Source organism: Burkholderia cepacia ATCC 25416, from assembly GCF_001411495.1.
GTDB lineage: Bacteria > Pseudomonadota > Gammaproteobacteria > Burkholderiales > Burkholderiaceae > Burkholderia > Burkholderia cepacia.
The window spans coordinates 1,070,966-1,096,518 of sequence record NZ_CP012981.1 but is presented as its reverse complement, the minus strand read 5'-3'; the positions used below and the strand labels follow the sequence as shown (position 1 = coordinate 1,096,518).

Below are 25,553 nucleotides of genomic sequence, written 5' to 3'. Positions count from 1 at the left end.
ACACGGATGCAGATGCCGAACGCGCGGCGTCGACGCGCGCGGCCGTCAGGAACGGTAAAGGGTCAGGATTCCGCGCCGACCCACGCCTGTTCGCGCAGCCGCGCGCGCAGGCGCGCGACGGCCTGGCTGTGCAGCTGGCATACGCGCGATTCGCTCACTTCGAGCACCGCGCCGATCTCGCGCAGATTCAGACCCCGTTCGTAGTACAGCGACATCAGCAGCTTCTCGCGCTCCGGCAGCCGCTCGATCGCCTCGACGAGCGCTTCGCGCAGGTGCTCGTCGAGCAGTGCCGACAGCGGGTCCGCGTGGTCGACGCGGTAGCGGTCGAGGAACGGCTCGTCGTCGGCCGCGCGGTCGAAATCCTCGTAGTAGATCAGCTGGCTGCCGTGCAGGTCCTGCAGCATCCCCTGGTACTCGTCGAGCGGCATGTTCAGGTGCTGCGCGATCTCGGTCTCGCTCGCCGAGCGGCCGAGATGCTGCTCGACCTGGTGCACCGCGTGCTCGACCTCGCGCGACGTCTTGCGCAGGCTGCGCGGCAGCCAGTCGTTGCTGCGCAGCTCGTCGAGCATCGCGCCGCGGATGCGCTGCGTCGCGTAGGTCTCGAACTGCGCGCCCTGGTCCTCCTTGTAGCGGCCGGCCGCGTCCATCAGGCCGATCATGCCGGCCTGGATCAGGTCGTCGAGGTCGACGCTCGCCGGCATCTTCGCGACGAGCTGCAGTCCGAGGCGGCGCACGAGCGGCGCATATTGCGCGAGCACGTCGGCCTGGGACATCTTTCCTTGAGCGTTGTACATCATGGCTCTCTCCTTCCGGTGGCACTCACGCGGCGTGTGCCGCGCCCGCCTCATACGACGGCTTGCCGCCCGCGTGCACGGCGCGGCCCGCACCCGAACGCGGGCGCATCGGCCAGTACAGCAGGTCGGCGGCAATCTGCCGGTAGTCGCGCGCGGCGGCCGACGACGGGAACGCGTCGACCGCGGCGCGCGTCAGCTCCCGCGCATGCTCGACGAGCGGATCGGCGCTCACGCAGCCCGCGTCGGCGATCGACACCGTCAGGTAGCGGCTCGCGACGCCCGCGAGGTTGTCGAACGCGACCTTCGCATCCGCGTGGCTGCCGACGTGATTGGTCAGCACGCGGAACTGCGCGAACGCATGCGCGAAATGCAGCCGCTTCATGCACGCGTATGCCTCGGTGATCGCCTGCGCCGCGACCCGCGTCACGACCAGCACGTCGTGCGCTTCGCGGGCGAGCGCCGAGAACGAACCGTCGGCGCCGAGCTGCGCGTCGACGAGGACGATGTCGGCCGGCCCGTCGATGAAATCGCTGAGCTGCGCGTCGGTGTAGCCGGCGCGCGCGAGCCGCGCGGCGGCGCACAGGCCGAAGCCGGCCGCGACCCGCGTGCGTTCGCCGTCACGCAGCCACGCGCCCGCGAGCGTCGCGCTGGCCGAATGCACGTCGGCGCGCTCGTCGACGACGAGCACGTCCTTGCCGAGCGACGCGAGCGCCGCCGCGAGATTCACGACGGTGGACGTGCAGCCGACACCCGCCGGCCCGCCCGTCACCGCGACGATGCGCGACGCGCGCCCGGCCAGCAGGCGCCGCAGCCCTTCGGCCTGGTCGATGATTTGTTTATCCAAATCGCACCTCGTGCAGCTCGGCGGTGGAACGTGCGGTCAGTGCGGAAAGCAGCGTCGGCATGTCCTCGTCTTGCGGCACGAAGGGCGAGCCGTCGCGCGGCACACAGAACGCGCTCTTCAGCAGGAATCGGGTCGATGCGACGTACAGGTTCTCCGGCACCTTCTGGCCGGTCGACACGTAGTGGATCGGCAGCTTGTAGCGGATCACCGTGTCGAGCACGCCGCCGAGGTGGGTCGCCTCGTCGAGCTTCGTGAGGATGCAGCCGGCCAGGTCGGGATGCTCGCCCGCGCTGCGGTACGCCTGCACGACTTCGTTGAGCGTGTCGCCATGGCTCGTCGCGTTGAGCAGCAGCAGGCGCTGCACCGGCGCGTTCGCGCCGTGCAGCATCGCGATCTGGTCGGATACCGCGCGGTCGCGCTGGCTCATGCCGATCGTGTCGATCAGCACGATGTGCTTGTTGCGCAGCTCGGACAGCGCGAGCGCGAGATCGCCCGCATCCTTCACCGCGTGCACGGGCACGCCGAGGATCTTGCCGAAGATGCGCAGCTGTTCGTGGCCGCCGATCCGGTAGCTGTCGGTGGTCAGCAGCGCGACCTTGCTCGCGCCGAAGCGCATCACGCAGCGCGCGGCCAGCTTCGCGGTGGTGGTGGTCTTGCCGACGCCCGTCGGCCCCATCAGCGCGAACACGCCGCCGCGCTCCATCAGCGCGTCCTCGCTGTCGAGCACCGGCAGGTTCGCCGCGAGCACCGACTGCGCCCATTCGGCCGCCTGCTCGAAGCTCTGCGCGCCGTCGCCGGACGGCATGTTGTCGACCAGCATCCGCACGAGCTGCGCGGAGAAACCGGCCGAGAACAGGTGCTTCGTCAGCGCGCCATGCACGGCGCTGCGACGCTGGCGGTCGTGCCACATCAGGCTGTCGAACTGCTCTTCCATCATCCCGCGCAGCTCGCCGAGCTCCTGCATCACCGTGTCGTTGACGATGCGCTCGATGCGCGACTTCACCGCATCGGCCACCGCGGCGGCGGCGTCGGCGGACAGGCGCGTGCGCTCGGCCGCCTTCGCGGCCTGCGCAGCGCCCGGGTCCGGCGCGCGGGTCGCGGCTGCCGGCATCCGGCGTTCGGCGTCGCGCACGATGTCGCGCGCCCAGCCGGGCGGCGTCGCGCTCGCGGCGGCCTGCGGGGCCGGCGGGCTCGGCTGCGGCGCGGCGGGCGCCGCCTGCGTGCGCGCCATCAGCGCATCGCGCTGCTGGGTCAGGCGCTTCGCGTGCTCGACCAGCCACGGTGCGGGTTCGGAAGTCGCGGCCGGCGCACCGGTGACCGACGCACCGGCGGCGGTGGCGCCGGCCAGCGGGTCCGCGTCGAGCGTCGAGGCTTGCGCGGCCGCGTCATCCGAGCCCGAGTCCGCGTCCGCCTCGGCGCTTGCGCCGAACACCGACGAGAACACGTCCGGCAACCCGCCTTCGCCTGCCGCATACGGATTGACGGCCGGGCGGGCGAGCGCCGCGCCCGGGCGCGACACGATGCCCGGCACCGCGGCGGCGGGCACCGATTCCGGCACGCGCGGCGCGGCCATGCGTGCGCGCGCCGCGGCCGGCGGCGCCACGGCGGCCAGGTCCGAATCGGCGAGGGCGACGATTTCCACGCTGCCGTCATCGAGCGTGCGGTTCGACAGCACGACCGCGTCGGCGCCGAGCGCCTCGCGCACGAGACGAAGTGCGTCGCGGCTCGTTGCGCCGGTGAATTTGCGAATGTTCAAGCGGAACCCCCGATGACGTTAACGACTTTGATCGTGCGTGTGTCCGGCACTTCGGCGTACGACAGCACTTTCAATTGCGGCAGGCTGCGGCGCAGGAAACGCGCGAGCATCGCGCGCAGCGCGTGCTGCACGAGCAGCACGGGCGGCAGCCCGAGATTCTGTTGACGCAGCATCGCCTGCTGCGTGCCGGTCAGAAGGTTGTGCGCGAGGCCGGGTTCGAGGCCCGGGTTCGCGCCGGTGGCGAGCGCCTGCGACAGCACGCGTTCGAGATTTGCGTCGAGGCCCATCACCTGCATCTCGCCCGCGCCCGGATACCACTGCTGCGTGATCGCGCGGCCGAGCGCGAGCCGCACCGCGGCCGTGATCTCGAACGCGTCGCCGCGGCCCGCGTGTTCGGACACGGCCTCGAGGATCGTGCGCATGTCGCGGATCGGCACGCCTTCCTCGAGCAGGTTCTGCAGCACCTTCTGCAGCGTCGTCAGCGAGATCGTCTTCGGCACGAGGTCCTCGACGAGCGACGGCGCGTCCTTGCCGGTGCGCTCGACGAGCGCCTGCACTTCCTGGCGGCCGAGCAGCTCGGCCGCGTGCTGGACGACCAGATGGTTCAGGTGCGTCGCGACGACCGTGCTCGCGTCGACCACCGTGTAGCCGTACACCTGCGCCTGTTCGCGCATCGCGACGTCGATCCACACGGGCGGCAGCCCGAACGCGGGATCCTGCGTGACGGCGCCCGGCAGCGCGGCCGTCACCTGGCCGGGGTTGATCGCGAGCCACTGGCCCGGGAACACTTCGCCGACGCCGATCTCGACGCCCTTCAGCGCGATCCGGTACGCGTTCGGCCGCAGCTCGAGGTTGTCGCGGATATGGATCACGGGCGGCAGGAAGCCGATTTCCTGCGCGAATTTCTTGCGGATGCTCTTGATGCGCTTGAGCAGTTCGCCGTCGCTGTTCTTGTCGACGAGCGGGATCAGCCGGTAGCCGACTTCGAGGCCGAGCGGGTCGATCAGCTGCACGTCGTCCCAGGTCGCCTCGTGGCTGTCGGACGGCAGCACGGCGGGCGGCGCGATGTCGGTCAGGTCGCCGGCCGCCTTGCGGGCCGCCGCGCGCTTCGTCTGCGTGCGGGCCAGCCAGATCGCGCCGCCGCCGAGCGCGAGGAACGCGAAGTGCGGCATGCCCGGGATCAGCCCCATCAGCACGATGATCGCGCCGGTGATGTTCAGCACGCGCGGGTTCGTGAACAGCTGGCCGGTGATCTGCGTGCCGATGTCCTCGTCGGTCGCGACGCGCGACACGATCACGCCGGCCGCCGTCGAGATCACGAGCGACGGGATCTGCGCGACGAGGCCGTCGCCGATCGTCAGCAGCGTGTAGTTCGTGCCGGCCGCGGCGAACGTCATGTCGTGCTGGACCATCCCGACGATCAGCCCGCCGATCACGTTGATCGCCATGATGATCAGGCCGGCGATCGCGTCGCCGCGCACGAACTTCGACGCGCCGTCCATCGACCCGTAGAACTCGGCTTCCTGCGAGACCGCCAGGCGGCGCTTGCGCGCCTGCTCTTCGTTGATGAGGCCCGCGTTCAGGTCGGCGTCGATCGCCATCTGCTTGCCGGGCATCGCGTCGAGCGTGAAGCGCGCGGACACTTCGGCGATCCGCCCCGCGCCCTTCGTGATCACCATGAAGTTGATGATCATCAGGATCACGAACACGACGATGCCGACCGCGAAGTTGCCGCCGACGAGGAAGTGGCCGAACGCCTCGATCACCTGGCCGGCCGCGTCCGGCCCGGTGTGGCCCTCGAGCAGCACGACGCGCGTCGACGCGACGTTCAGCGACAGGCGCAGGAGCGTCGAGAACAGCAGCACGCTCGGGAACGCCGCGAAATCGAGCGGCTTCATCGTGTACATGCTGACGAGCAGCACCATCACGGACAGCGCGATGTTGAACGTGAACAGCAGATCCAGCAGCATCGGCGGCAGCGGCAGGATCATCATCCCCAAAATCATGCAGATGAGGATCGGGCCCGCGAGCGCGCGCAGGTTGGTGCCCGCGAACGGATTCTGGCGCTTCGCGAACAGGCCGGTCGGGGTGCTCATGCCGCGCCTCCGTTACCGAGCGTGTCTTCGGCTTCCTCGCGTTCGTCGTCGGCGGAGACCGACGCGCCCTTGTCGAGGTCGGCCGGCACGTCCAGGTCGACCGGCACCGCCGGGAACGCGCCGCCTTCCGAACGGAAGCGCTTGAGCTGGTAGACCCACGCGAGCACTTCGGCGACGGCCGAGTACAGCGAGCCGGGAATCTCGCGTTCGAGTTCGACGTTGTGATACAGCGCACGCGCGAGCGGCGGCGCTTCGAGCAGCGGCACGTTGTGTTCGGCCGCGAGTTCGCGGATGCGCGCGGCGACGAGGTTCACGCCCTTCGCGACGACCTTCGGCGCGCGCATCTCGCCGTCCGTGTATTGCAGCGCGACGGCGAAGTGCGTCGGGTTCGTCACGACCACGTCGGCCTTCGGCACGGCCGCCATCATCCGGCGCCGCGCGATCGCGCGCTGCTGCTGGCGGATCCGCCCCTTCACGTGCGGATCGCCTTCGTTCTCGCGATGCTCGCGCTTCACTTCTTCCTTCGTCATGCGCAACTTCTTGTTGTACTGCCAGATTTGGTAAGGCACGTCGAGCGCGGCGACCACCAGCATCCCGGCGACCGTCGTGCCGCAGCACACGGCGACCAGGTGCAGCGCATCGGGCAGCGCCACGCCGAGCGGCTGCGTCGCGAGACCGAGCAGCTCGTCCTTGCTGCGCCAGATCGCGATGCCGCCGATCCCGCCGACGACCAGCGTCTTCGCGATCGACATCCCGAGCTGGATCGGCCCCTGGATCGAGAAGATCCGGCCGAGGCCCGAGATCGGGTTTAGGCGGTCGAACTTCAGTTCGAACGTCTTCTGCGAGATCAGCCAGCCGCCGAGCGCCATCGGCGCGAGCAGCGCGGCGACACCGGTGAGCGCGAGCAGCGGCAGCAGCGCGGCGAAGCCTTCGAGGCTCGCGCTGCCGGCCGCCGACAGCATCCGGTTCGTGTCGAACGCGGTCGCGCGATCGAACATGAACGCGCCGCGCAGCATCGCCTGCAGATGCCCGCCCGACGGGCCCGCGAGCAGCCAGGCACCGTAGAACCCGGCCGCGAGCAGCGCGAACGAAGCCAGTTCGCGCGAACGCGCGACCTGCCCCTCCTCGCGCGCCTTCTCGCGGCGCCTGGGAGTGGCGGCTTCGGTCTTGTCGAGATCGCTCTCGTCTGCCACGGGGCCTCCAGTCGGGTACGGCGGAATGCCGCTTTCCAGTGACACCGATTATTCATGGAGGCGTCAAACACCGATCGGTCGAGCAAAGCCGGGAAAGGGGGGTATTTCGGGGAATCGGGCGAGCCGGCGCAAACGCGGCCGGACGGGGCCGGAAGGGGGCCGGAAGGGGGACGGAACGGGGTGCGGCGAGGCGGCGAAACGGGGCGGCCGGTGCGATGGCGGGGGTGGGCGCGGGGCTTGGGGCTTCGGGCCGAGCGACGACGGCGCGAAGCTGGGAAATGGTGAAGCGGTTGGTGAAACGGTGAAGCGGGACCGGCGCGAAACCAGGCCCCGACGCGACGGCGTCGCGCGCCGGGGCAGGCGTCGGTCAGGCCGCCGCGATCGGGTCCGCGCCGAAGCGGTTCGGGCCTTCGGTGCCGCGCGAGCACATCCACACGAGCAGCAGGATCCCGCCGACGATCGGGATCAGCACCAGCAGCAGGAACCAGCCCGAGCGGCCCGTATCGTGCAGCCGGCGCACGCTGACCGCGATGCTCGGAATGATCAGCGCGAGCGAAATCAGGCCGAGCACGACGAGCAGCAGCAGCGTGATCAGGCCCGCGTCGTGGCTCCCCGCGCCGACGACCTGCGCGACGATCGACAGCACGCAGGTGAGCAGCGCGAAATACCAGTATTCGGCACGGCGCGCGCGGCCTTCGAATGTCGCGTATTTATTGAGTACGGAACGAACGGCTTCTGAAAAATTCATCTTATTACCCTCCTGTTTTATATTGACGACCCCGGAAACAACGCCGGCATTATATGTTTGAATTTCGGCGGACTCCAATCTATTTTCACATGACGGGTAATGCGCACGCCCGGCTGCAGCGCCCGCCGGCACGGCGCGGGAACGGCTGCCGCAGCGGAATACGGCGCCGCAGGCTTGCATGCCGCGTCATTTTAATAATCTTGAACACCTGACATAAACGACAGCCCCGGATAATCCAGTACCTGACTACAGCAAAATGAAACCGGGGGCGATCGATAATCGCCGCGAGTACCGCATTCGATTAACCGCCGGTATTACGCCGGCGCGCAAAGCGCGCTACGCTTCGTCATTTCCGATTCCGGTCGAACCTCACCATGCTCCGTCATCCGTTCGTTCCGTCGCTGTCGCTCGCCTGCGCGCTGGCAGCCGGCTGCGCGGGCACGCCGGCCCTGCCGCCCGGCGCGCAGGCGCCTGACGCACCGCACCCCGGCACGATCGCCCTGCACCATGCGTGGAACGGGTCGACGCAAACCCTGCGCGCGCAGGATGTCCCCGCGAGCGTCGCTTTCCGCTGCGCCGACGCGCGCGGCGAACCGTCGGAACGCGCCCGCGCGGCCTGGTGCGTGCCGGTCGTCGAGATCGAATCGGTGTCGGTCGATGCCGCCGGGCGCCCGGTCGCGCCGGCCGATGCCGTCCGGATCGAAAGCACCGCGTACGGGCCCGGCCACCGCTTCCTCGACCATACGCAGCTGATGCGTACCGGCCGGCGGCCGGTCTAGCGCCCGTATGCGGCGATCACGGGCTTCCCGGCCCGTGCCGGCCACGGGGCGCCGGCGAGATCCTGTTCACGCCGATAACGGGCCGGCGCACGCGCCTAGCCCGCCGCCGCCCGCTGCAGCGCGGCGAGATCGAGCTTCTTCATCGTCATCACCTGCGCCATCACGCGCTCGGCGCGCGCGGGATCGCCCGCCATCAATTCCGGCAGCTGCACCGGCACGACCTGCCACGACACGCCGAACCGGTCGCGCAGCCAGCCGCACTGTTGCGCGCGCTCGTCGCCGCCTTCGGACAGGCGCGCCCAATAGCGGTCGATTTCGTCCTGGTCCCGGCAGTTGACGACGAACGACACGGCCGGCGTGATCTGGAACACGGGGCCGCCGTTCAGCGCGATGAACGCCTGCCCGTCGAGCTCGAACGCGACGGTCATCACCGCGCCCTCCGCGCTGCCGGATGCGTGCGCGCCGGCCTTGCCGTAGCGCGCGACGTGCACGATGCGCGCGTTGTCGAACACCGACACGTAGAAACCGGCGGCCGCCTCGGCGTCGCGGTCGAACCAAAGGAACGGGGTGATGCGTTGTATGCGCGAGCTCATGACGCTGCCTCCTCGATGTCGTGCCGGCACGGCCGCCGGTATTACATCGTAGGCGCTGTGCCCGCACGCGGCGGCGCTCCGGCCCGGCCGGCCGTGCCGTGCGCGGCCGCCGGATAAAAAAGGGGGCGATCTCTCGCCCCCCCGTTCCCTTCAGCGTGCGGCCCTGCCGCGTCAGAACGCGACGAAAGGCGCCGCGCCGCCGGTCGAGGTCTTGTCCATCCCGAAGTAGATCGTCCTGCCGTAGAAGTGCGGCATGCCGATGTCGAGCCAGCTGGACGAACCGAACGGGCCCGCGATGTCGTTGAACGCGTACGTCGACGGGTTCGAGAACAGCGAATCCGCGTTCGCGATGGACATCGACACGGTCGCGGCCACGCCGTTCTGGCCGCTCAGCGTCGCCGAGTAGCTGGCCGGCGGCGATGACGGGCAGTAGAACTGCGTGTTCTTCGAGCAAACCGTCTGCCCCGAATCGTTGAAGAAATACGCGTTCGAGCCCGTATCGAAGAACGCGGTCACGTTGCGCCCGAGGAACGTCGCGCTGACGTCGCCCGTCGTGGTCGACGTCATCACGGTCTTCCCGGTCAGGTCGGGCAGGCCGAACGTCAGCGTCCCGGTGGAGCTGGCCTGCCCGCTGTTCGAGATGCCCGGCATCGTCACGCTCACCCCGCTGCTGTCGGCGAAATGATGAACCGGGTTGGCCACCTGCTGCGCCACCGGCACGAGCGCGACCGCGCAGTTCGCGTTGTCGCCGTTCGGGCACGCGTAGTAGTTGTTGCTCGACGACGTCGACGTCGCGCAGGTCGTGCCGCAGTCGACCGGCGCCGGCCCGATGCCGAGAATCCCGTTCGCGCCGAGCGCGCTCGCCGAGTTGGCCGACGCACCGCCGTTCGTGCACGAGGCCGGCACGTTCGTCGTGCCGAGGTCGCCGATGATCTGCACGGGCAGCGAGCGCGCCTGCTCGGCGCCGATCGACAGGTCGACCGTGCGCACCGAACCCCACGTATAGCTCGACACGAACTTGCCGCACTCGGCGACCGGCGCGCCGCCGCTCGTCACCTGCGGGAGGCTGCCGAGCACGCCCGACACCGCACTGCCGACGAGCCGCAGCCCGTAGGACGCGGTATCGACGAGCACGTTGCTGACCACCTGGCAGTTCGACGTGCCCGGCGCGCAGACCTTCACGCTGATGGTCGGGATGTTGATCACGTTCGCCACGCCGGCGTTGACGTTGATGACGGCCGTGTTCCCGGAGTTGCCGTCCGAGCCGCCCGAACCGTTGTTGCCGTTGTTGCCCGAGTTGCTGCTGCCGCCGCCGTCGCCGCCGCCGCCGCATGCGGTCACGAGAACGGCCGTTGCCGCCGCGAGGCCCAGCACGCCGAGCCAGCGCTTGAATGTACGAGGAATGCTCAAGATCGCTCTCCCGCTGTCACTGGATGTCGGTGCCGGCCAGGCCGGCAGGCAGCGCCGCCGGCAGCCAGGCCTGGCCCGAGAAGGCGCCCATGTGGCCGCCCGTCCGGATCACGAGGCCGCTCGTGTCGACAGACACAGGTGCGCGCCAGCCGCGCGCCTTGTGCGCCGCTTGGACGCCGGCGGTGTACTGCGGGAAATAGCTGCCGAGCAGCGACGCGAGATCCGGCATCGTCGGCCCTTGCCATGCGAGGCCGAACACGCTGCCGGCGGCCGACGTGTACTCGTGAATGACGGTGCCCGACCCGAGCGTGATTTCGCGGACGGTATAGGCGGCGGTACTCGCCTGCACGCCGTCCGCCGAACGCATCGCGCGCTGCAGCGCGCGCACGCTTGCGGCCTGATCGTCCGCCGGCGGCGACATCGGTGCGCCGCCCAGTTCGGCGTGCGCGTGGACGGCCCACAGCACACCCGTTGCAGCCGTCGCGTGCGCGACGGCGCGGCCCAAGCGTTTCAGCTTCACATTCCCTCCCACGGGACTGGCTTCGTGGCGGCGTGCGCGGCGATCATACCCGCGCCGCCTGCCGACGTATGAGTCGTATGAATGACGCTTCGTTGCTGCTGACGCGTAGTATGCCTGCTGAGTGTGTCGAAGTGTCAATTCGACGCAGGCCGACCGGCGCGTGCGCAGGCGGCTAGCCCGGGTAAACGTGGTGGACGTTGTGGAAACGGCGCGACGCATGCATCGCGCGGCCCCGCGAAACGGAGGCGCGCCGATGCACGCGGCAGGGTCAGAAGCCCAGGCTGGCAAGCAGGTCGTCGACCTGCCCCTGGTCCTGGACCACGTCGGATTTGCCTTCCGGCGCGATCTGCGGGCCGTTCAGCAGCGACTCGGGGCTGCCGGTCGAGCTCATCTGCTCGGCGGCGAGCGCGGCCGCGGTAGCCGCGAACTGCTCGCGCCGCTCCGGCGCGATGTTCTCGACGAGCACCGTGAGGAGCTGCTGCTCGATCAGGTAGACCATGTCCATGATCTTCTTGATCACCTGGCCGGTCAGGTCCTGGAAATCCTGCGCGAGCATGATCTCGAGCAGTTGCGCGCTGGTCGCCGACGTCGATTCGGGCAGCGTGCGCAGGAACGTGCGCGTATCGTCCATCAGCTCGCGCACTTCCGCGTGCTCGATCGGCGCCGCATACCACTGCGCCCAGCGCGCGTCGAGCGCTTCGGCTTCGTTCTGGAGGCGCGCCTGCATCGGCTTGGCCACCTCGATCGCATTCAGCACGCGCTCGGCGGCCTGCTCGGTCATCGTCGCGACGTAGCGCAGCCGGTCGCGCGCATCGGGCACGGCTTCGGCCGCCCGCTCGACATGCTTGTCGAGCCCGAGCTCGCGCATCGAATCGCGCAGCGTGCGCGTGACATGGCCGATGCGCGCGAGGATGCGGTCGCTCGCGTAATCGGCACCTTCGGCCTGGCCGTCGGCGCTGAACCCGGCGCCCGTCAGCGCGGCATGGATCGGCTCGTTCACGTCAGCTCCCGGCCTTCGCCATCTTGTCGATGATCTTGTTCAGCTTCTCGTCGAGCGTCGCGGCCGTAAACGGTTTCACGACGTAGCCGCTCGCGCCGGCCTGCGCCGCCGCGATGATGTTCTCCTTCTTCGACTCGGCCGTGACCATCAGCACCGGCAGGTGCGTGAGCGTCGCGTCCGCGCGGATTTCCTTCAGCATCGCGAGGCCGTCGAGGTTCGGCATGTTCCAGTCCGAGATCACGAAGTCGTAGCCGCCGCCGCGCAGCCGCGCGAGGCCGGCGAGGCCGTCCTCGGCCTCGTCGACGTTCGAGTAGCCCAGCTCCTTGAGCAGGTTGCGGACGATCCGGCGCATCGTCGGGAAATCGTCCACCACCAGGATTTTCATGCTCTTGTCCATCGTCGTTCCTTTCCAGATTCGTTTCCGTCGGGACGCGTATCGTGGCACGCGCCCCGTGACATTCCATTCAAACGCGCTGCACGCGATCGCCCATCGTCGCCAGGCGCGCCATCACGCGGCGGCTCATGTCGGCGAGCGGCGCGATCTCGTCCGCGCCGCCGAGCGCGATCGCCTCGCGCGGCATCCCGAACACGATGCAGCTTGCTTCGTCCTGCGCGAACGTGTGGGCGCCCGCGCGTTTCATTTCCAGCAGGCCGGCCGCGCCGTCGCGGCCCATCCCGGTCAGGATCACCCCGATCGCGTTCTTGCCCGCGTGCGTCGCCGCCGAGCGGAACAGCACGTCGACCGACGGGCGGTGCCGGTTGACCGGCGGCTCGTCCGACAGTTGCGCAATATAGTTCGCCCCGCTCCTCGCAAGCAACAGGTGCGCGTGGCCCGGCGCGATATACGCGTGGCCCGGCAGCACGCGCTCGCCGTGCTCGGCTTCCTTCACCGCGATCCGGCACAGGCCGTTCAGCCGCTGTGCGAACGATTTCGTGAAGCCCGGCGGCATGTGCTGCGCGATCAGCACGGCCGGCGCGTCCGGCGGCAGCGGCGTCAGCACTTCGCGGATCGCCTCGGTGCCGCCCGTCGATGCGCCGATGATGATCAGCTTCTCGGTACTGACGAGCGGGTTGTTGATCATCGGCGCGGCCGCGTGGCTGTCCGCCGCGCGCGCGACGGCCTGCGGCTGCGGCGCCTGGCGCACGCGCGCACGCGACGCCGCGCGGATCTTGTCGGCGAGCTTTTCCGCGTAGTCGAGCATCCCGTCGCGAATCCCGACGCGCGGCTTCGTGACGAAATCCACCGCACCGAGCTCGAGCGCGCGCAGCGTGATTTCCGAGCCGCGCTCGGTCAGCGACGACACCATCACGACCGGCATCGGCCGCAGGCGCATCAGCTTCTCGAGGAAGTCGAGCCCGTCCATGCGCGGCATTTCGACGTCGAGCGTGAGCACGTCGGGGTTGTGCTGCTTGATGAGCTCGCGCGCGACGAGCGGATCGGGCGCGGTCGCGACCACCGTCATGTCGGGCTGGCTGTTGATGATCTCGGTCATCAGGCTGCGGATCAGCGCCGAATCGTCGACGCACAATACTTTGATCTTCTGCACTGCGGTCATGCCTCCTGCTTTCTTGATAGGTTCGCCGCATACGGGCTGCCGGCTTGCGGGTTCGCTGCCCGTGAGCCGCTGGAGCCGCTGGAGCCGCCGGCACCGCCCGGCGCTGCGCCGCGCGCGCCGAACAGCTCGATACGCGGGCGCGCCGGCTGCGGCGCGGCCGGCCGTTTCGCCGCAAACAGCTCGACGTGGGGACGCGGCCGCGCGGCGCGCAGGCGGTCGGCCTCGCGCGCGAGCGCGGCTTCGCGCTCGGTCACGCCCGGCACCTGCAGCCGCAGCTTCTTCACCATCGCGCGGCCCGTGCGCGGCATGAATGCGACCTTGCGCGGATGGACGTCCTGCAAGTCCTCCGCGGTGATGCGGATGCGTTCGAGCGCCAGGTAGCGGCGCACGAAATCGGCGTTGCGATCGCCGATGTTGATCGTCGTCATGCCGGCCAGCACGGCCGCGCCGCCGAACACCTTCGCCTCGAAGCGCTCGCGGCGCCCGCCGGCCTTGATCAGCTCGTTGATCAGCACTTCCATCGCGTACGCGCCGTAGCGCATCGAGTCGGACGCGGCCGCGCCCGCATCGGCGCCGTCGTCGGGCAGCATGAAGTGGTTCATCCCGCCGATGCCCGCGTACGGATCGTGAATGCACGCGGCGACGCACGAGCCGAGCACGGTCATCAGCACCATGTCCTCGGACGTCGTGTAGAACTCGTTCGGCAGCAGCTTCACGCCGGGCAGGCCGAAGTGGCTGTCGAAGTAGCGATTGGTCGCGATCGGCAGTGCGCTCATCCGCGTTCTCCAAAGGCGGGCGCGGCGCCCGCGGCCCGCGCACGCACCTGCGACGCCGTCGCGGCTGCCGCGGGCGCCTGCGCGCCACGCGGCCGCGCGCCCTGTGCGGCGTCGCGAGTCAGTTCGTACACCGTCTGCCCGCGCAGCCGGAACGCCTGCGTGACGTACGTGAAGTTTTCCGAATGGCCGGCGAACAGCAGCCCGCCCGGCTTCACGAGCGGCTCGAAGCGCGACAGCACCTGCCCCTGCGTCGGCTTGTCGAAATAGATCATCACGTTGCGGCAGAAGATCGCGTCGAACGGCTTCGCGATCCCGTAGTCCGCATCGGTCAGGTTCAGCTGCTCGAAGCGGATCATCGCGCGCAGCTCGGGGCGCACCTTCACGCGGCCGGCCTGCGCGCCCGTGCCCTTCAGGAAGAAGCGCTTCAGCCGCTCCGGCGCCAGGTGCTTGACCTGGTCATACGTGTAGATGCCGGCCTCCGCCTTCGCGAGCACCTGCGTGTCGAGGTCGGTCGCGAGGATCGACGCGCCGCGCGCGGCCGATTCGCCGAGCGCCTCGATCAGCGTGATCGCGATCGAGTAAGGCTCCTCGCCGGTCGACGCCGCCGAACACCAGACCGATACGGGCGCCGGCCGCCCCTTCACGAAATCCGACAGGATCGGGAAATGGTGCGACTCGCGGAAGAACGCGGTCAGGTTCGTCGTCAGCGCATTGGTGAACGCTTCCCACTCGAGCGGATCGTCTTCCTGCTCGAGCAGGTCGAGGTAGTCGCGGAACGTGTCGAGGCCGCGTGCCCGCAAGCGGCGCGCGAGACGGCTGTACGCCATGTCTCGCTTGTGCTCGGACAGCGAGATCCCCGCGCGTTGATGGATCAGCGCGCGGATGCGTGCGAAATCCGCGCCCGTGAACGCGAAGTCGCGCCCCGGCTCGCCCGCGCGAGGCGAGGCATCCGGTGCATCGGGTCGAAACGGCGCGCGCGCGTGCGACATGATTTAGAAGGTCTCCCAATCGTCATCGGACGTGCCGGACGTGGCCGGCGCCGGCTTCTCGCCGTTCAGCGCCGGGCGCACGAGCGCGGGCTTCGCGGCCGGCTTGTCGGCCGGCGCGGCGGTTTTCGCGAGACGCGGCCCGTAGCCGCCCGCGGCGGCGCCGCGGGAAGCCGGCGCGTCCTTCCGCGCATGCGCACCGGCATCGGCCGCGCGCTTCGGTTCGTGACCGGCGCCCGACGCGGCCGCGGCACGCGGCGCCGGCGCGGCACGCCGTGCCGGTTGGGCGGCGGCCTGCGGGGCCGGCAGCGCGGCGACCGGCGCCGCGTCGAAACGCGGCTCCGACGTCAGCGCCGGCGTATGCGCCGGTTCATGCGCGACCGGCCGCGCGACACCGCGCGACGGCGCGAGCACGATGCCGCCCGCGACGCGCCAGCCGGCCACAACCGTCTTCATCTGGCGCGTCTGCTCCTCGAGCGACGCGGCCGCGGCGGCCGCCTGCTCGACGAGCGCCGCGTTCTGCTGCGTGACCGAATCCATCTGGCCGACCGCGCGGTTGACCTGCTCGATGCCGGTCGACTGCTCGTCCGACGCGGCGCTGATCTCGCCCATGATGTCGGTCACGCGGCGCACGGCCTGCACGATCTCGTCCATCGTCGAACCGGCGCGCGACACGAGCGCCGACCCGCTTTCGACCTTCTCGGCCGAATCGCCGATCAGCTGCTTGATTTCCTTCGCGGCGCTCGCGCTGCGCTGCGCGAGCGAGCGCACCTCGCCCGCGACCACCGCGAAGCCGCGGCCCTGTTCGCCCGCGCGCGCGGCTTCGACCGCCGCGTTCAGCGCGAGGATGTTGGTCTGGAACGCGATGCCTTCGATCGTGCCGATGATGTCGACGACCTTGCCCGAGCTCGCCGCGATGTCCTGCATCGTCGACACGACCTGGCCGACCACGTCGCCGCCCTGCGTCGCGATGTCGGACGCGTTCACCGCGAGCTGGCTGGCCTGCCGCGCGTTCTCCGCGTTCTGGCGCACGGTGCCCGTCAGCTGCTCCATGCTCGACGCGGTTTCCTGCAGCGACGCGGCCTGCTCCTCGGTACGCTGCGACAGGTCGGTGTTGCCGGTCGAGATCTCGCGCGCGCCGACGTCGATCGACTCGGTGCCGCGATGCACGGCCTGCACCATCGTCGTGACGGCGTCCTGCATCCGCTTGATGCCGCCGAACAGGCGGCCGATCTCGTTGGTGCTGAACACGTTCACCGGCTCGGTGAGGTCGCCGCCGGCGATGCGCTCGAAGTGCGCGATCGCGTCCTCGAGCGGCTGCACGATCAGCCCGCGCAGCGCGAAGCGGATCGCGATCACGACGACGAACGCGATCGCGATGCCCGCCGCGATCAGCCCGATCATCAGCGAGATCTGCGATTGCGTCGCGGCCTGGCGATCTTCCGCGCGCTTCTGCAGCGACGCGACCACGGCCGCTGCCGCCTGGTCGTACGCGACGAACATCGGGCTGATCTTGGTATCGGCGACCGCGTGGTACGCGGCCATGTCGCCCGCGCGCGCGGCCGCGAATTCGGGCTCGACGCCTTCCTTCACGATCGTCGCATAGCGTGCGGCGAGTTCGTCGACGAGCGCCTGCTCGACGCCGAGCTTCGGCGTGGCCTGGAACGCCTGCCAGTTCTGGTTCGACTTCGCGTACAGCTCCTGCGCGCGGTCGAGCACCTTGGCCGCGTCGGCCGTGTTGCCGGTTTCGGTCAGGGTGCGGAAGCGGTCGAGCGCCACGCGCGCGCGCAGCAACTGCGCCGACGTGTCGTCGAGCGCATGGATCGCCGGCAGGTCGACGTGCGCGATCTCGTCGAGCGAGCGGCTCGCTTGATTCAGCGCGTACAGGCCGAGCCCGCCGACGGCTGCGGCCAGCGCCACGAGGATGAGTCCGACCGCCGTGAGCGTCGTGCGGATCGACCAGTTATGCAACATTGCAGATTCTCCCGAAATTCCTGCGCGCGCGGCGCGCTTACCCGCCGAGCGTCTCGATCAGCGCCATTTCACGGCTCGACATCAGCTTCTCGATGTCCATCAGGATCAGCATCCGGCCGTCGACCGTGCCGAGGCCCGTCAGGTACTCGGTCGTCAGCGTCGCGCCGAATTCCGGCGCCGGCATGATCTGGTCGGTCTGCAGCGTCAGCACGTCCGACACGCCGTCGACCACCATCCCGACCACGCGATGCGCGACGTTCAGGATGATCACGACCGTCTGGTGGTCGTACTCGACGCGGCCGAGATGGAACTTGATCCGCATGTCGACGATCGGCACGATGATCCCGCGCAGGTTGATCACGCCCTTGATGAAATCCGGCGCGTTCGCGATGCGCGTGACGCTGTCGTAGCCGCGGATTTCCTGCACCTTCAGGATGTCGATCCCGTATTCCTCGTCGCCGAGCGTGAACACCAGGAATTCCTGGCCCGTCGCGTCGCCTTGTTCCGCGTCGCGGCGGCTCGTTGCCGCGTTCGCCGCGGCCGGATTGATCATTTGGACTTCAGCAGACACGTTTGCCCCCAATCGGTTGAATGGCGAGAGACATCAGAACATCGCGAGCTCGGCGCCGGCACGGGCGCCGTGCGTCGCACGGGTTTCGCGGTTCAGCGCCGCGACGTCGACGATCAGCGCGACGCTGCCGTCGCCGAGGATGGTCGCCGCCGAGATGCCGTGCACCTTGCGGTAGTTGGTTTCGAGGTTCTTCACGACCACCTGCTGCTGGCCGACCAGTTCGTCGATCAGCATCGCGAAGCGGCGCCCCTCGGTTTCCATGATCGTGACGATCCCCTGCGTCGGGTCGGTGCGCGCGTCATCGACCGAGAACACCTCGTGCAGCGCGACGAGCGGCAGGTATTCGCCGCGCACGCGCACCACGCGCTCGCCGTTGCCGACCGTGTAGATGTCGTCGTTCGACGGCTGCAGCGACTCCATCACGAAGTTCAGCGGCAGGATGAAGATCTCGTTGCCGACCTTCACCGACATCCCGTCGAGGATCGCGAGCGTGAGCGGCAGCACGATCCGCGTGGTCGTGCCGCGGCCGGCCTGCGACGTGATCTCGACGTGGCCGCCCATCGACTGGATGTTGCGCTTCACGACGTCCATCCCGACGCCGCGGCCCGACACGTCGGTCACCGTCTCGGCGGTCGAGAAGCCCGGCGCGAAGATCAGTTGCCAGACTTCGTCGTCGCTGATGTTGTCGGACACCTGCATGCCCTGCTTCGCGGCCTTCGCGAGAATGCGTTCGCGGTTCAGGCCCGCGCCGTCGTCGCTCACCTCGATCACGATGTTGCCGCCGTGATGCGCGGCCGACAGCACGAGCTGGCCGACCGCGTCCTTGCCGGCGGCGACGCGCTTGTCGACCGTCTCGATCCCGTGGTCGAGGCTGTTGCGCACGAGGTGGGTGAGCGGATCGATGATCCGTTCGATCAGGCTCTTGTCGAGCTCGGTCGCCTGGCCGAACGTGACGAGCTCGACCTGCTTGCCGAGCTTGCCGGCGAGGTCGCGCACGAGCCGCGGGAAGCGGCTGAACACGTAGTCCATCGGCATCATCCGGATCGACATCACCGCTTCCTGCAGGTCGCGCGCGTTGCGCTCGAGCTGCGCCATCCCGTTGAACAGGCGGTCGTGCAGCGCCGGATCGAACGCGCTCGCGGTTTCCGCGAGCATCGCCTGCGTGATCACGAGTTCGCCGACGAGGTTGATCAGCTGGTCGACCTTCTCGACGCCGACGCGGATCGAGCTGCCTTCGGCGCCCGATGCGGCCGCGGCGGCCGGGCGCGCGCGCTTGTCGTCGTGATGCGCGGCGGCCTGCGGCGCGTGGTCGGCGTGCGCTTGCTGGGCCGGCTGCGGCGCGGGCGCGGCGGCGGCCGGCGCGGCGGGCGCGGGCGGCGGCGCCGATGCCGGTGCGGCCGGTTGCGCGGCGGCCTGCGGCGCGAAGACCTCGGCGCGTACCGGTTGCGCGGCGGCGGCCGGTTCTGCAGCGGGAGCGGGTGCCGCAGCGGGTGCCGCGGCTTCATGAGCGGCGGCCGGCGCGGCCGGCGCCGTGCCGTGCGCGACGCGGATCTGGCTTTCGTCGATCACGAAGCAGCACACGGCGACGATGTCGTCGGACGGCACGTCCGATTCGACCCACAGCGTCAGGTCGGCGCCCGCTTGCTCGCGGCCCACGATCCGGCCGAGGTTGCCGAGTTCCTCGGTCAGCAGCTCCTGGTCCTTCGCGTCGACGCCCACGAGCGTGATCTTCAGGTGCGGGCCGCCTTCGTCCGCGCCGGCATCGGCTGCCGGATGCGCAGCCGCGACGGCCTGCTCGACCACGTGATCGGGCGCACGAGCGTCGCCGGCGGCCGTCTCCACGGCCGGCGCGGCCGGCGCGACAGGTTCGGCGACAGCGGCGACCGGCGCGGCAGCGGCAGCCGGCGCATCCGCCCCGCTCTCGGCCTTCAGCCGCTCGAGCTTCGCGCAGATCGTCGCGGCGGCGGCCGCGTCCGGTTCGGCGCTCGCGCGGTAGTCGACGAGCTGGTCGGACAGCACGTCCTTGGTCTCGAGGAACGCGTCGACCATTTCCTTGGTCAGCGTCAGCTCATGGTTGCGTGCGCGGTCGAGCAGCGATTCGAGGATGTGCGTCGTATCGGTCAGCGCGGAAAAGCCGAACGTCGCGGCGCCGCCCTTGATCGAATGCGCGGCACGGAAGATCGCGGCCAGATCCTCGGGGTCGGGCGAACCGACGTCGAGGTTCAGCAGCAACTGCTCCATCTGCGCGAGCAGCTCGTCCGCTTCGTCGAAAAATGTCTGGTAGAACTGAGTGATGTCGAGAGTCATGCCCGGTCCCGGGTTGAATGCGTCGCGTGAATGTCAGGAGGCGGCCGGTTCGGACAGCGTCGCGACCAGGTCGACCAGCACGGCGGGGTCGATCGGCTTCTCGATCCAGCCGGTCGCGCCCGCGTCGCGCGCGGCGTCCTTGAATGCGTCGCTGCCTTCGGTCGTCAGCACGAGGATCGGCGTTTCCGTATAGGCGGTCAGCTTGCGCAGCGCGGCGATCACTTCGAGCCCGCTCTTGCGCGGCATGTTCTGGTCGGTCAGCACCAGGTCGTACGGCACGGTGGCCGCCAGGTCGAAGCCGGCCTCGCCGTCCGGCGCCACCGTCACGTCGTAGCCGGCCTGCGCCAGCGTCGCCTGGAGCAGCGCACGCATGGTCGCGGAGTCGTCGATGGCGAGAATGGTTCGGATCATGTCTGTCTCGGAATCTTTTAAGCGTCAGGGTTTCGGCACGGCGACGGCGGACGCCGCGAGCGCCGGCCGCGCGGCCGGCGCCGGGCCGGCCAGCTGCTGCGCGAGCTGCTGCGAGCCGGCCGCATCGGCCGACAGCGTCGTGGTCGTCGCATCGTCGCGCATCAGCGCCTCTTCGGATTTGCGGTTCAGCACGATCACGCTGATCCGGCGGTTTTCCGGATCGAGCGGGTCGGCCTTGTTCAGGTTCTGCGTCGACGCGAGGCCGAGCACCCGCAGCACCTTCGCCTCGTCCATGCCGCCGGAGATCAGCTCGCGGCGCGACGCGTTCGCGCGATCGGCCGACAGTTCCCAGTTGCTGTAGCCGCCCTCGCCGCCCGCGTACGGCACGGCGTCGGTATGGCCCTGGACGATGATCCGGTTCGGCACGTCGTTCAGCGTCTTGCCGATCTCGCGCAGGATGTCGCGCATGTACGGCTCGACGTTGTCGCTCGACATCGCGAACATCGGCCGCTTCTGCGAATCGACGATCTCGATGCGCAGCCCCATCAGCGTCGAATCGATGCGGATCTGCTGCTTGAACTGGCGCAGCGTCGGGTTGGCCTCGATCGCGGCCATCAGCTTGATCTGCAGGTCGTGCAGGCGCGCCTGCTCGAGCCGGTCCTGCGCACCCTGCGCCTGCGACCGGGAATTCTCGTCGCCCGCTTTCGCGAGGCGCTCGGCGAGCTGCGTCATGCCGTCGGTGCGGCGCAGCGTGCCGGCGTCGACGCTCGACAGGTCGCGGCCGCCGCCGTTGATGATGCTGGAATCCTGCGAGCTGCGGTCGCCGCTGCCGAACAGCGCGGCCTTCAGCGGCGTGTTGAAGTATTCGGCGATCCCCTTCAGCTGCACCGGCGTGACCGAGCTCAACAGCCACATCAGCAGGAAGAACGCCATCATCGCGGTCATGAAGTCCGCGTACGCGAGCTTCCATGCGCCGCCGTGGTGGCCCTTCTTCGCCGGGGCCACCCGCTTGACGACGATTGCGCGATCCTTGCTCTTGCTCATTGGCGGCTCCGCGTCACTTCGCCTTCACGCGGCGCACGTGCTCTTCGAGCTCGGAAAACGACGGGCGCTCGGTCGAGAACAGCACCTTGCGGCCGAACTCGACCGCGATCGCCGGCGCATAGCCGTTCAGCGTCGCGAGGATCGTCACCTTGATGCACTGGAACATCTTGGTCGACTCGGCGACGCGCTGCTCCGCGAGGCTCGCGAGCGGCCCGATCAGCCCGTACGACAGCAGGATCCCGAGGAACGTGCCGACCAGCGCCTGCGCGATCATCGCGCCGAGCACCGCGGGCGGCTTGTCGGCGGACGCCATCGTGTGCACGACGCCCATCACGGCCGCGACGATGCCGAACGCCGGCATCGCGTCGCCGACGCGCATCAACGCATGCGCGGGGCCTTCGCCTTCCGCGTGGTGCGTCTCGATCTCCTCGTCCATCAGGCTCTCGATCTCGAACGCGTTCATGTTGCCGCCCACCATCAGGCGCAGGTAGTCGGTCAGGAATTCGACGATGTGGTGATCGGCGAGGATCTTCGGGTATTGCGTGAAGATCGGGCTCTTTTCCGGATCGTCGATGTCGGCCTCGAGCGTGAGCGTGCCTTCCTTGCGTGCCTTCGCGAGCAGCACGTAAAGAAGCGCCATCAGCTCCATGTAGACATCCTTCGTGTATTTCGAGCCCTTGAAGAGCGTCGGCAGCACGCGCAGCGTCGCCTTGATGGTCTTGCCGCCGTTGCCGAGGATGAATGCGCCGACGCCGGCACCCACGATCATCAGGATCTCGACGGGCTGGATCAACGCGCCCAGATGCCCGCCTGCCAGCGCATAACCGCCGAAGACGGACAACAGCGTCACGAGTGTTCCCACGATAATCAGCACTGCCTGTCCCTCACGAATGACCGGCGGGGAGACCGCCGTTAAACAGGTTTACGGCAGTCGGCAGGAAAACTTTCGCGGCCGCCCGGCGGCGGCCCGACGGTGTTTACCAGCAATTCACAGACGATTCGCGGACGATTTGCGGGCGATTTGCGCCGCCCGGCGCGGCCGCTCGCGCCCGCTCGGCCTTGCCCGGCCCGGCGCTCAGGCTGCGGCGGCAGCCAGTTCGGCGCGCGCGGCGGCGGCCTTGCGGGTCTTGCCCGCGCGCGACGGCGGCTGGCAAAGGCCGCAGACGAAACCTTGATGTGGATCATGCGCATGCGCGACGAAGTGGCCGCCGCAGCGCGTGCAGGGGGTCATCTGCAGCATCCCCGAATCGAAGAAACGCACGAGCGTCCACGCGCGCGTGAGGCTCAGCGCGGCCTCGTCGCCGGACAGGTTCACGTGCTCCTGGTAGAGCCGGTACGCCTTCACGATCGACTGGATCGGCTCGCAGCGGCCGTGGTCCTGCATGAACCGGTAGATGTTGTAGAACAGCGACGAGTGGATGTTCGGCTGCCACGTCATGAACCAGTCGGTCGAGAACGGCAGCATCCCCTTCGGCGGCGACACGCCCTTCAGTTCCTTGTACAGCTTGATCAGACGATCCCGCGACAGGCTCGTCTCCGCTTCCAGCAACTGCAGCCGGGCGCCCAGTTCGATCAGTTCGATGGCGAGGGTGATTTCCTTCACCTCGATCACGACGCTTTTGCTTGCCATGGTGATAACCGTCCGCTTGACGTGATTCGGATGGGTGGCCAATACGCTGTCCGCCGGCGCGACACGCCGGGACTCAACGCAAGGCGGGGTGATGGATCAGCGGACGCCTTCGACCTGCTGCCCGGCCATCAGGATGGCCGAGTGGGCGTGCGCGACGACATCGCTGCGGCCCTTGTCGGCGAGCGACGACAGCAGCGCGTGATCATCGAAGCGGAAGCGGCACAGCATCTGGTTGGACGCGGCGAGTTTCACGGTCTGTGCGAGCGTGAGGTTCCCGAGCACGTCGGCCAGTTCCTGGGAAATTCCCATGCGGAACATGCCCATCGCCTTGTCTTCCCGCAGCAGGCGTTGCGCGAGGAGGAGGTACGACAGGTTGACCTCTTTGATCTCACTGAGCATTTCGCTGGTAGCGCTCATGATTCCCCCGTTAAAGAGCTTTCTTTGGCCATTCGTGTTATGAAAACGTTTGCTCGATCAGGGCGCTCTGGGCGCGCAGTCGGCTCGTTTATAGTCTTACAGGGCGAATTTTGGCCAAACGGCATTTATGCCGGTATCAGCGAAGTGGCGTATGCCATGCAGGATTTGTCTGTAAACCGTGTAGGAATTTTTCCGACAAGGCGAATTGAAAGCTTCAGTCGGGAAAGCAAGTGCCGGCGCGGGTTCGGCTGTGATGGATCCAATGGCCTCGGTGCAATAACGAAAGGCTTTCCGGGCAAGGCTGCCGGCAATCGAATCGGTAAAAATTATAGTGCTTTTTCACGATGACGCAACAATAGTTGCATCTGTCTCCATTCCTGATTCCGCGCCCTTTTTCTCGGGGTTTTTGCGTATTTCATCGTGTAACAAGCCTTAAGTGTTTGAAAAAACACTCGAACCCCTCAGGGCGATATCGATAATGGACTCCAATGGGCGGCGGCGCGAGCCGTGCCGGCCCGCCCCGCAGCTTGCCGTCCGGCGCCCCGCGCACCCCGCCCGGGGCACGGCCACGTACCGCCAACCGCGTGCGTCGGCGAGTTCCGCAACCTTGCACGGGATCCGCATCGGCACCCTCGTGCCCCCGGATCAAACAGGAGAACACCCATGCGAATTGCCCAGATCGCGCCGCTTTACGAAGCCGTTCCGCCGAAACTCTACGGCGGCACCGAGCGTGTCGTGTCCTACCTCACCGAGGCGCTCGTCGAACTCGGCCACGACGTGACGCTGTTCGCCAGCGGCGACTCCGTCACGTCGGCGCGCCTCGAGGCGGCCTGGCCGCGCGCGCTGCGGCTCGATCCGTCGATCCGCGATTCGATGGCGCCCCATATGCGCCTCCTCGAGCAGGTCGCCCGGGTCGCGCACGAATTCGACGTGCTGCACTTCCACCTCGACTACCTGCCGTTCCCGCTGATGTCGCGCCTCGACACGCCGTACGTGACGACGCTGCACGGCCGCCTCGACCTGCCGGAACTGCAGCCGATGTTCGACGCGTTCCCCGACGCGCCGGTCGTGTCGATCTCGAACAACCAGCGCAAGCCGCTGCCGCAGGCTGCGTGGGCCGGCACCGTGTATCACGGGCTGCCCGACACGCTGCTCACGCCGCAGCCGGGCGTGAAGCCCGAATACCTCGCGTTCCTCGGCCGGATCTGCCCCGAAAAGCGCGTCGACACCGCGATCCGGATCGCCGCGCAAAGCGGCCTGCCGCTGAAGATCGCCGCGAAGGTCGACAAGGCGGACGCCGACTATTTCAAGGAAGTGATCGAGCCGCTGCTCGGCGAGGCGCACGTCGAATTCATCGGCGAGATCAACGAGGCGCAGAAGCCCGCGTTCCTGTCCGGCGCGAAGGCGCTGCTGTTCCCGATCGACTGGCCGGAGCCGTTCGGCCTCGTGATGATCGAGGCGATGGCCTGCGGCACGCCGGTCGTCGCATTCAACCGCGGCTCGGTGCCGGAAGTGATCGAGGACGGCGTCACGGGCTTCATCGTCGAGGACGTACAGGGTGCGGTCGGCGCGCTGCACCGGATCGACAGCCTGTCGCGCACCGCGATCCGCGAACGTTTCGATACGCGCTTCAGTTCGAAGGCAATGGCGCAGCGTTATGTCGAAACTTACGAATCGCTTTGCACGGGAGCGCGCCAACCGGCATTGCGCCGCGTCGCCGGCGCCTGATACGGAAATCCGCGAAGAAATATTTCGTAATCCAATCCGCGCCGCAATCGGCGCGCCAAACAAAAGAGCCGCATCTCGATGCGGCTCTTTTGTTTGGGTTTTCGGTCATTCGGTCATTCGATCAGGAAACGATCGCGGTTTTTACCGACGATCCAATTCGGCGGCTTGCCGCGCCCGCTCCAGGTCGCGCCCGACTTCGGATCGCGGTATTTCGGCGGCAGCGGCGCCTTCTTCGGCGGGCGCCCGCGCTTCGCTCGCTCCGCGAAGCCCAGATCCTGGGCAGTCAGTCCATATTCGGCAATCTTTTGCTGGACTTCGGCAATCACTACCGCCACTTCCTGGCGGCGCACATCATCCGCCTGGGCCTGCAGATCCGCGATCTGCGCCTTGAGTTTCGCGTATTGAGACATTTTTCGACTC

General features: G+C 68.5%; 25 protein-coding genes. 2 read left to right on the top strand and 23 right to left on the bottom strand.

Features of this window, described 5'->3' with window-relative positions; all coding sequences use genetic code 11:
- Window positions 1-62 precede the first annotated feature (62 nt).
- The 6 genes from APZ15_RS04920 to APZ15_RS04895 all read right to left on the bottom strand — a co-directional run bounded on the left by APZ15_RS04920 (window position 63) and on the right by APZ15_RS04895 (window position 7,431).
- Window positions 63-797 carry an RNA polymerase sigma factor FliA gene (locus APZ15_RS04920; RefSeq protein WP_006484033.1) on the bottom strand — a complete coding sequence of 245 codons (735 nt, stop codon included), beginning with the start codon at window positions 795-797 and terminating at the stop codon, window positions 63-65.
- Window positions 798-819: 22 nt separating this feature from the next.
- Window positions 820-1,638: a nucleotide-binding protein gene (locus APZ15_RS04915; protein ID WP_027788634.1), complete on the bottom strand. Its 819-nt coding sequence runs from the start codon at window positions 1,636-1,638 to the stop codon at window positions 820-822.
- Entirely contained in the window at window positions 1,631-3,394 is a 1,764-nt protein-coding gene (flhF, locus tag APZ15_RS04910; RefSeq protein ID WP_049116896.1) for a flagellar biosynthesis protein FlhF, read from the bottom strand. Before flhF ends, APZ15_RS04915 begins: the two co-directional genes overlap by 8 nt.
- On the bottom strand, window positions 3,391-5,490 hold the full coding sequence (flhA, locus tag APZ15_RS04905) for a flagellar biosynthesis protein FlhA (RefSeq protein WP_057056447.1): 2,100 nt from the start codon (window positions 5,488-5,490) through the stop codon (window positions 3,391-3,393). The genes flhF and flhA overlap by 4 nt, the downstream gene beginning before the upstream one ends.
- The gene (gene flhB / locus APZ15_RS04900; RefSeq protein WP_027788637.1) at window positions 5,487-6,683 is read right to left on the bottom strand and encodes a flagellar biosynthesis protein FlhB; all 1,197 of its coding nucleotides are present in this window, start codon (window positions 6,681-6,683) and stop codon (window positions 5,487-5,489) included. The genes flhA and flhB overlap by 4 nt, the downstream gene beginning before the upstream one ends.
- A 367-nt stretch (window positions 6,684-7,050) precedes the next feature.
- Entirely contained in the window at window positions 7,051-7,431 is a 381-nt protein-coding gene (locus APZ15_RS04895; RefSeq protein ID WP_027788638.1) for a DUF805 domain-containing protein, read from the bottom strand.
- 374 nt (window positions 7,432-7,805) lie between these two features.
- Here APZ15_RS04895 and APZ15_RS04890 point away from each other — a divergent pair, with 374 nt between their 5' ends.
- Window positions 7,806-8,210: a hypothetical protein gene (locus tag APZ15_RS04890; protein ID WP_027788639.1), complete on the top strand. Its 405-nt coding sequence runs from the start codon at window positions 7,806-7,808 to the stop codon at window positions 8,208-8,210.
- 95 nt (window positions 8,211-8,305) lie between these two features.
- Here the strand turns inward: APZ15_RS04890 and APZ15_RS04885 are convergent, their stop codons facing one another.
- From APZ15_RS04885 to flhD, 16 genes are all read right to left on the bottom strand, one after another.
- Window positions 8,306-8,803 (bottom strand): VOC family protein, encoded by a 498-nt coding sequence (locus APZ15_RS04885; RefSeq protein WP_027788640.1) that lies wholly within the window; start codon window positions 8,801-8,803, stop codon window positions 8,306-8,308.
- A 171-nt stretch (window positions 8,804-8,974) separates the two neighbouring features.
- Window positions 8,975-10,213: a DUF3443 family protein gene (locus APZ15_RS04880; RefSeq protein WP_027788641.1), complete on the bottom strand. Its 1,239-nt coding sequence runs from the start codon at window positions 10,211-10,213 to the stop codon at window positions 8,975-8,977.
- A gap of 16 nt (window positions 10,214-10,229) precedes the next feature.
- On the bottom strand, window positions 10,230-10,733 hold the full coding sequence (locus APZ15_RS04875) for a DUF2844 domain-containing protein (protein WP_027788642.1): 504 nt from the start codon (window positions 10,731-10,733) through the stop codon (window positions 10,230-10,232).
- Between the two features lie 268 nt (window positions 10,734-11,001).
- On the bottom strand, window positions 11,002-11,733 hold the full coding sequence (gene cheZ, locus APZ15_RS04870) for a protein phosphatase CheZ (RefSeq protein ID WP_027788643.1): 732 nt from the start codon (window positions 11,731-11,733) through the stop codon (window positions 11,002-11,004).
- Window position 11,734: 1 nt separating this feature from the next.
- Entirely contained in the window at window positions 11,735-12,130 is a 396-nt protein-coding gene (gene cheY, locus APZ15_RS04865; RefSeq protein ID WP_006485893.1) for a chemotaxis response regulator CheY, read from the bottom strand.
- 67 nt (window positions 12,131-12,197) lie between these two features.
- The gene (locus tag APZ15_RS04860; protein ID WP_027788644.1) at window positions 12,198-13,289 is read right to left on the bottom strand and encodes a protein-glutamate methylesterase/protein-glutamine glutaminase; all 1,092 of its coding nucleotides are present in this window, start codon (window positions 13,287-13,289) and stop codon (window positions 12,198-12,200) included.
- Complete coding sequence (gene cheD, locus APZ15_RS04855) at window positions 13,286-14,065, bottom strand: chemoreceptor glutamine deamidase CheD (protein WP_049098104.1); 780 nt, start codon at window positions 14,063-14,065, stop codon at window positions 13,286-13,288. Before cheD ends, APZ15_RS04860 begins: the two co-directional genes overlap by 4 nt.
- The gene (locus APZ15_RS04850) at window positions 14,062-15,054 is read right to left on the bottom strand and encodes a CheR family methyltransferase (RefSeq protein WP_027788645.1); all 993 of its coding nucleotides are present in this window, start codon (window positions 15,052-15,054) and stop codon (window positions 14,062-14,064) included. Before APZ15_RS04850 ends, cheD begins: the two co-directional genes overlap by 4 nt.
- Before the next feature lie 3 nt (window positions 15,055-15,057).
- Window positions 15,058-17,025: a methyl-accepting chemotaxis protein gene (locus tag APZ15_RS04845; protein WP_057056446.1), complete on the bottom strand. Its 1,968-nt coding sequence runs from the start codon at window positions 17,023-17,025 to the stop codon at window positions 15,058-15,060.
- A gap of 37 nt (window positions 17,026-17,062) precedes the next feature.
- Window positions 17,063-17,578: a chemotaxis protein CheW gene (gene cheW / locus APZ15_RS04840; RefSeq protein WP_021164320.1), complete on the bottom strand. Its 516-nt coding sequence runs from the start codon at window positions 17,576-17,578 to the stop codon at window positions 17,063-17,065.
- Between the two features lie 51 nt (window positions 17,579-17,629).
- Window positions 17,630-19,903 (bottom strand): chemotaxis protein CheA, encoded by a 2,274-nt coding sequence (gene cheA / locus APZ15_RS04835; protein ID WP_027788647.1) that lies wholly within the window; start codon window positions 19,901-19,903, stop codon window positions 17,630-17,632.
- A gap of 33 nt (window positions 19,904-19,936) precedes the next feature.
- Entirely contained in the window at window positions 19,937-20,314 is a 378-nt protein-coding gene (locus APZ15_RS04830; protein WP_021164383.1) for a response regulator, read from the bottom strand.
- Window positions 20,315-20,338: 24 nt separating this feature from the next.
- A complete protein-coding gene (gene motB / locus APZ15_RS04825; RefSeq protein WP_027788648.1) occupies window positions 20,339-21,358 on the bottom strand; it encodes a flagellar motor protein MotB in 1,020 nt (339 codons plus the stop codon).
- A gap of 13 nt (window positions 21,359-21,371) precedes the next feature.
- The gene (motA, locus tag APZ15_RS04820) at window positions 21,372-22,232 is read right to left on the bottom strand and encodes a flagellar motor stator protein MotA (protein WP_011350592.1); all 861 of its coding nucleotides are present in this window, start codon (window positions 22,230-22,232) and stop codon (window positions 21,372-21,374) included.
- A 201-nt stretch (window positions 22,233-22,433) separates the two neighbouring features.
- Entirely contained in the window at window positions 22,434-22,988 is a 555-nt protein-coding gene (gene flhC / locus APZ15_RS04815; protein ID WP_011350591.1) for a flagellar transcriptional regulator FlhC, read from the bottom strand.
- 96 nt (window positions 22,989-23,084) lie between these two features.
- Window positions 23,085-23,405, bottom strand: a complete 321-nt coding sequence (gene flhD / locus APZ15_RS04810) for a flagellar transcriptional regulator FlhD (RefSeq protein WP_027788649.1) — start codon at window positions 23,403-23,405, stop codon at window positions 23,085-23,087.
- A 663-nt stretch (window positions 23,406-24,068) separates the two neighbouring features.
- On the opposite strand from flhD, the gene APZ15_RS04805 reads away from it, so the two are divergent.
- Window positions 24,069-25,133 carry a glycosyltransferase family 4 protein gene (locus tag APZ15_RS04805; RefSeq protein WP_027788650.1) on the top strand — a complete coding sequence of 355 codons (1,065 nt, stop codon included), beginning with the start codon at window positions 24,069-24,071 and terminating at the stop codon, window positions 25,131-25,133.
- A gap of 113 nt (window positions 25,134-25,246) precedes the next feature.
- On the opposite strand, the gene APZ15_RS04800 is transcribed toward APZ15_RS04805, so the two are convergent.
- Window positions 25,247-25,543 (bottom strand): H-NS histone family protein, encoded by a 297-nt coding sequence (locus tag APZ15_RS04800; RefSeq protein ID WP_027788651.1) that lies wholly within the window; start codon window positions 25,541-25,543, stop codon window positions 25,247-25,249.
- Window positions 25,544-25,553 lie beyond the last annotated feature (10 nt).

What these genes read in the sequence shown, in the direction of transcription:
- APZ15_RS04920 (WP_006484033.1), bottom strand. Translation starts at nt 797, where the DNA reads ATGATGTACAACGCTCAAGGAAAGATGTCCCAGGCCGACGTGCTCGCG.
- flhA (WP_057056447.1), bottom strand. Translation starts at nt 5,490, where the DNA reads ATGAGCACCCCGACCGGCCTGTTCGCGAAGCGCCAGAATCCGTTCGCG.
- APZ15_RS04895 (WP_027788638.1), bottom strand. Translation starts at nt 7,431, where the DNA reads ATGAATTTTTCAGAAGCCGTTCGTTCCGTACTCAATAAATACGCGACA.
- APZ15_RS04890 (WP_027788639.1), top strand. Translation starts at nt 7,806, where the DNA reads ATGCTCCGTCATCCGTTCGTTCCGTCGCTGTCGCTCGCCTGCGCGCTG.
- APZ15_RS04885 (WP_027788640.1), bottom strand. Translation starts at nt 8,803, where the DNA reads ATGAGCTCGCGCATACAACGCATCACCCCGTTCCTTTGGTTCGACCGC.
- cheY (WP_006485893.1), bottom strand. Translation starts at nt 12,130, where the DNA reads ATGGACAAGAGCATGAAAATCCTGGTGGTGGACGATTTCCCGACGATG.
- APZ15_RS04860 (WP_027788644.1), bottom strand. Translation starts at nt 13,289, where the DNA reads ATGACCGCAGTGCAGAAGATCAAAGTATTGTGCGTCGACGATTCGGCG.
- cheD (WP_049098104.1), bottom strand. Translation starts at nt 14,065, where the DNA reads ATGAGCGCACTGCCGATCGCGACCAATCGCTACTTCGACAGCCACTTC.
- APZ15_RS04850 (WP_027788645.1), bottom strand. Translation starts at nt 15,054, where the DNA reads ATGTCGCACGCGCGCGCGCCGTTTCGACCCGATGCACCGGATGCCTCG.
- APZ15_RS04845 (WP_057056446.1), bottom strand. Translation starts at nt 17,025, where the DNA reads ATGTTGCATAACTGGTCGATCCGCACGACGCTCACGGCGGTCGGACTC.
- cheW (WP_021164320.1), bottom strand. Translation starts at nt 17,578, where the DNA reads ATGATCAATCCGGCCGCGGCGAACGCGGCAACGAGCCGCCGCGACGCG.
- cheA (WP_027788647.1), bottom strand. Translation starts at nt 19,903, where the DNA reads ATGACTCTCGACATCACTCAGTTCTACCAGACATTTTTCGACGAAGCG.
- APZ15_RS04830 (WP_021164383.1), bottom strand. Translation starts at nt 20,314, where the DNA reads ATGATCCGAACCATTCTCGCCATCGACGACTCCGCGACCATGCGTGCG.
- motB (WP_027788648.1), bottom strand. Translation starts at nt 21,358, where the DNA reads ATGAGCAAGAGCAAGGATCGCGCAATCGTCGTCAAGCGGGTGGCCCCG.
- flhC (WP_011350591.1), bottom strand. Translation starts at nt 22,988, where the DNA reads ATGGCAAGCAAAAGCGTCGTGATCGAGGTGAAGGAAATCACCCTCGCC.
- flhD (WP_027788649.1), bottom strand. Translation starts at nt 23,405, where the DNA reads ATGAGCGCTACCAGCGAAATGCTCAGTGAGATCAAAGAGGTCAACCTG.
- APZ15_RS04805 (WP_027788650.1), top strand. Translation starts at nt 24,069, where the DNA reads ATGCGAATTGCCCAGATCGCGCCGCTTTACGAAGCCGTTCCGCCGAAA.
- APZ15_RS04800 (WP_027788651.1), bottom strand. Translation starts at nt 25,543, where the DNA reads ATGTCTCAATACGCGAAACTCAAGGCGCAGATCGCGGATCTGCAGGCC.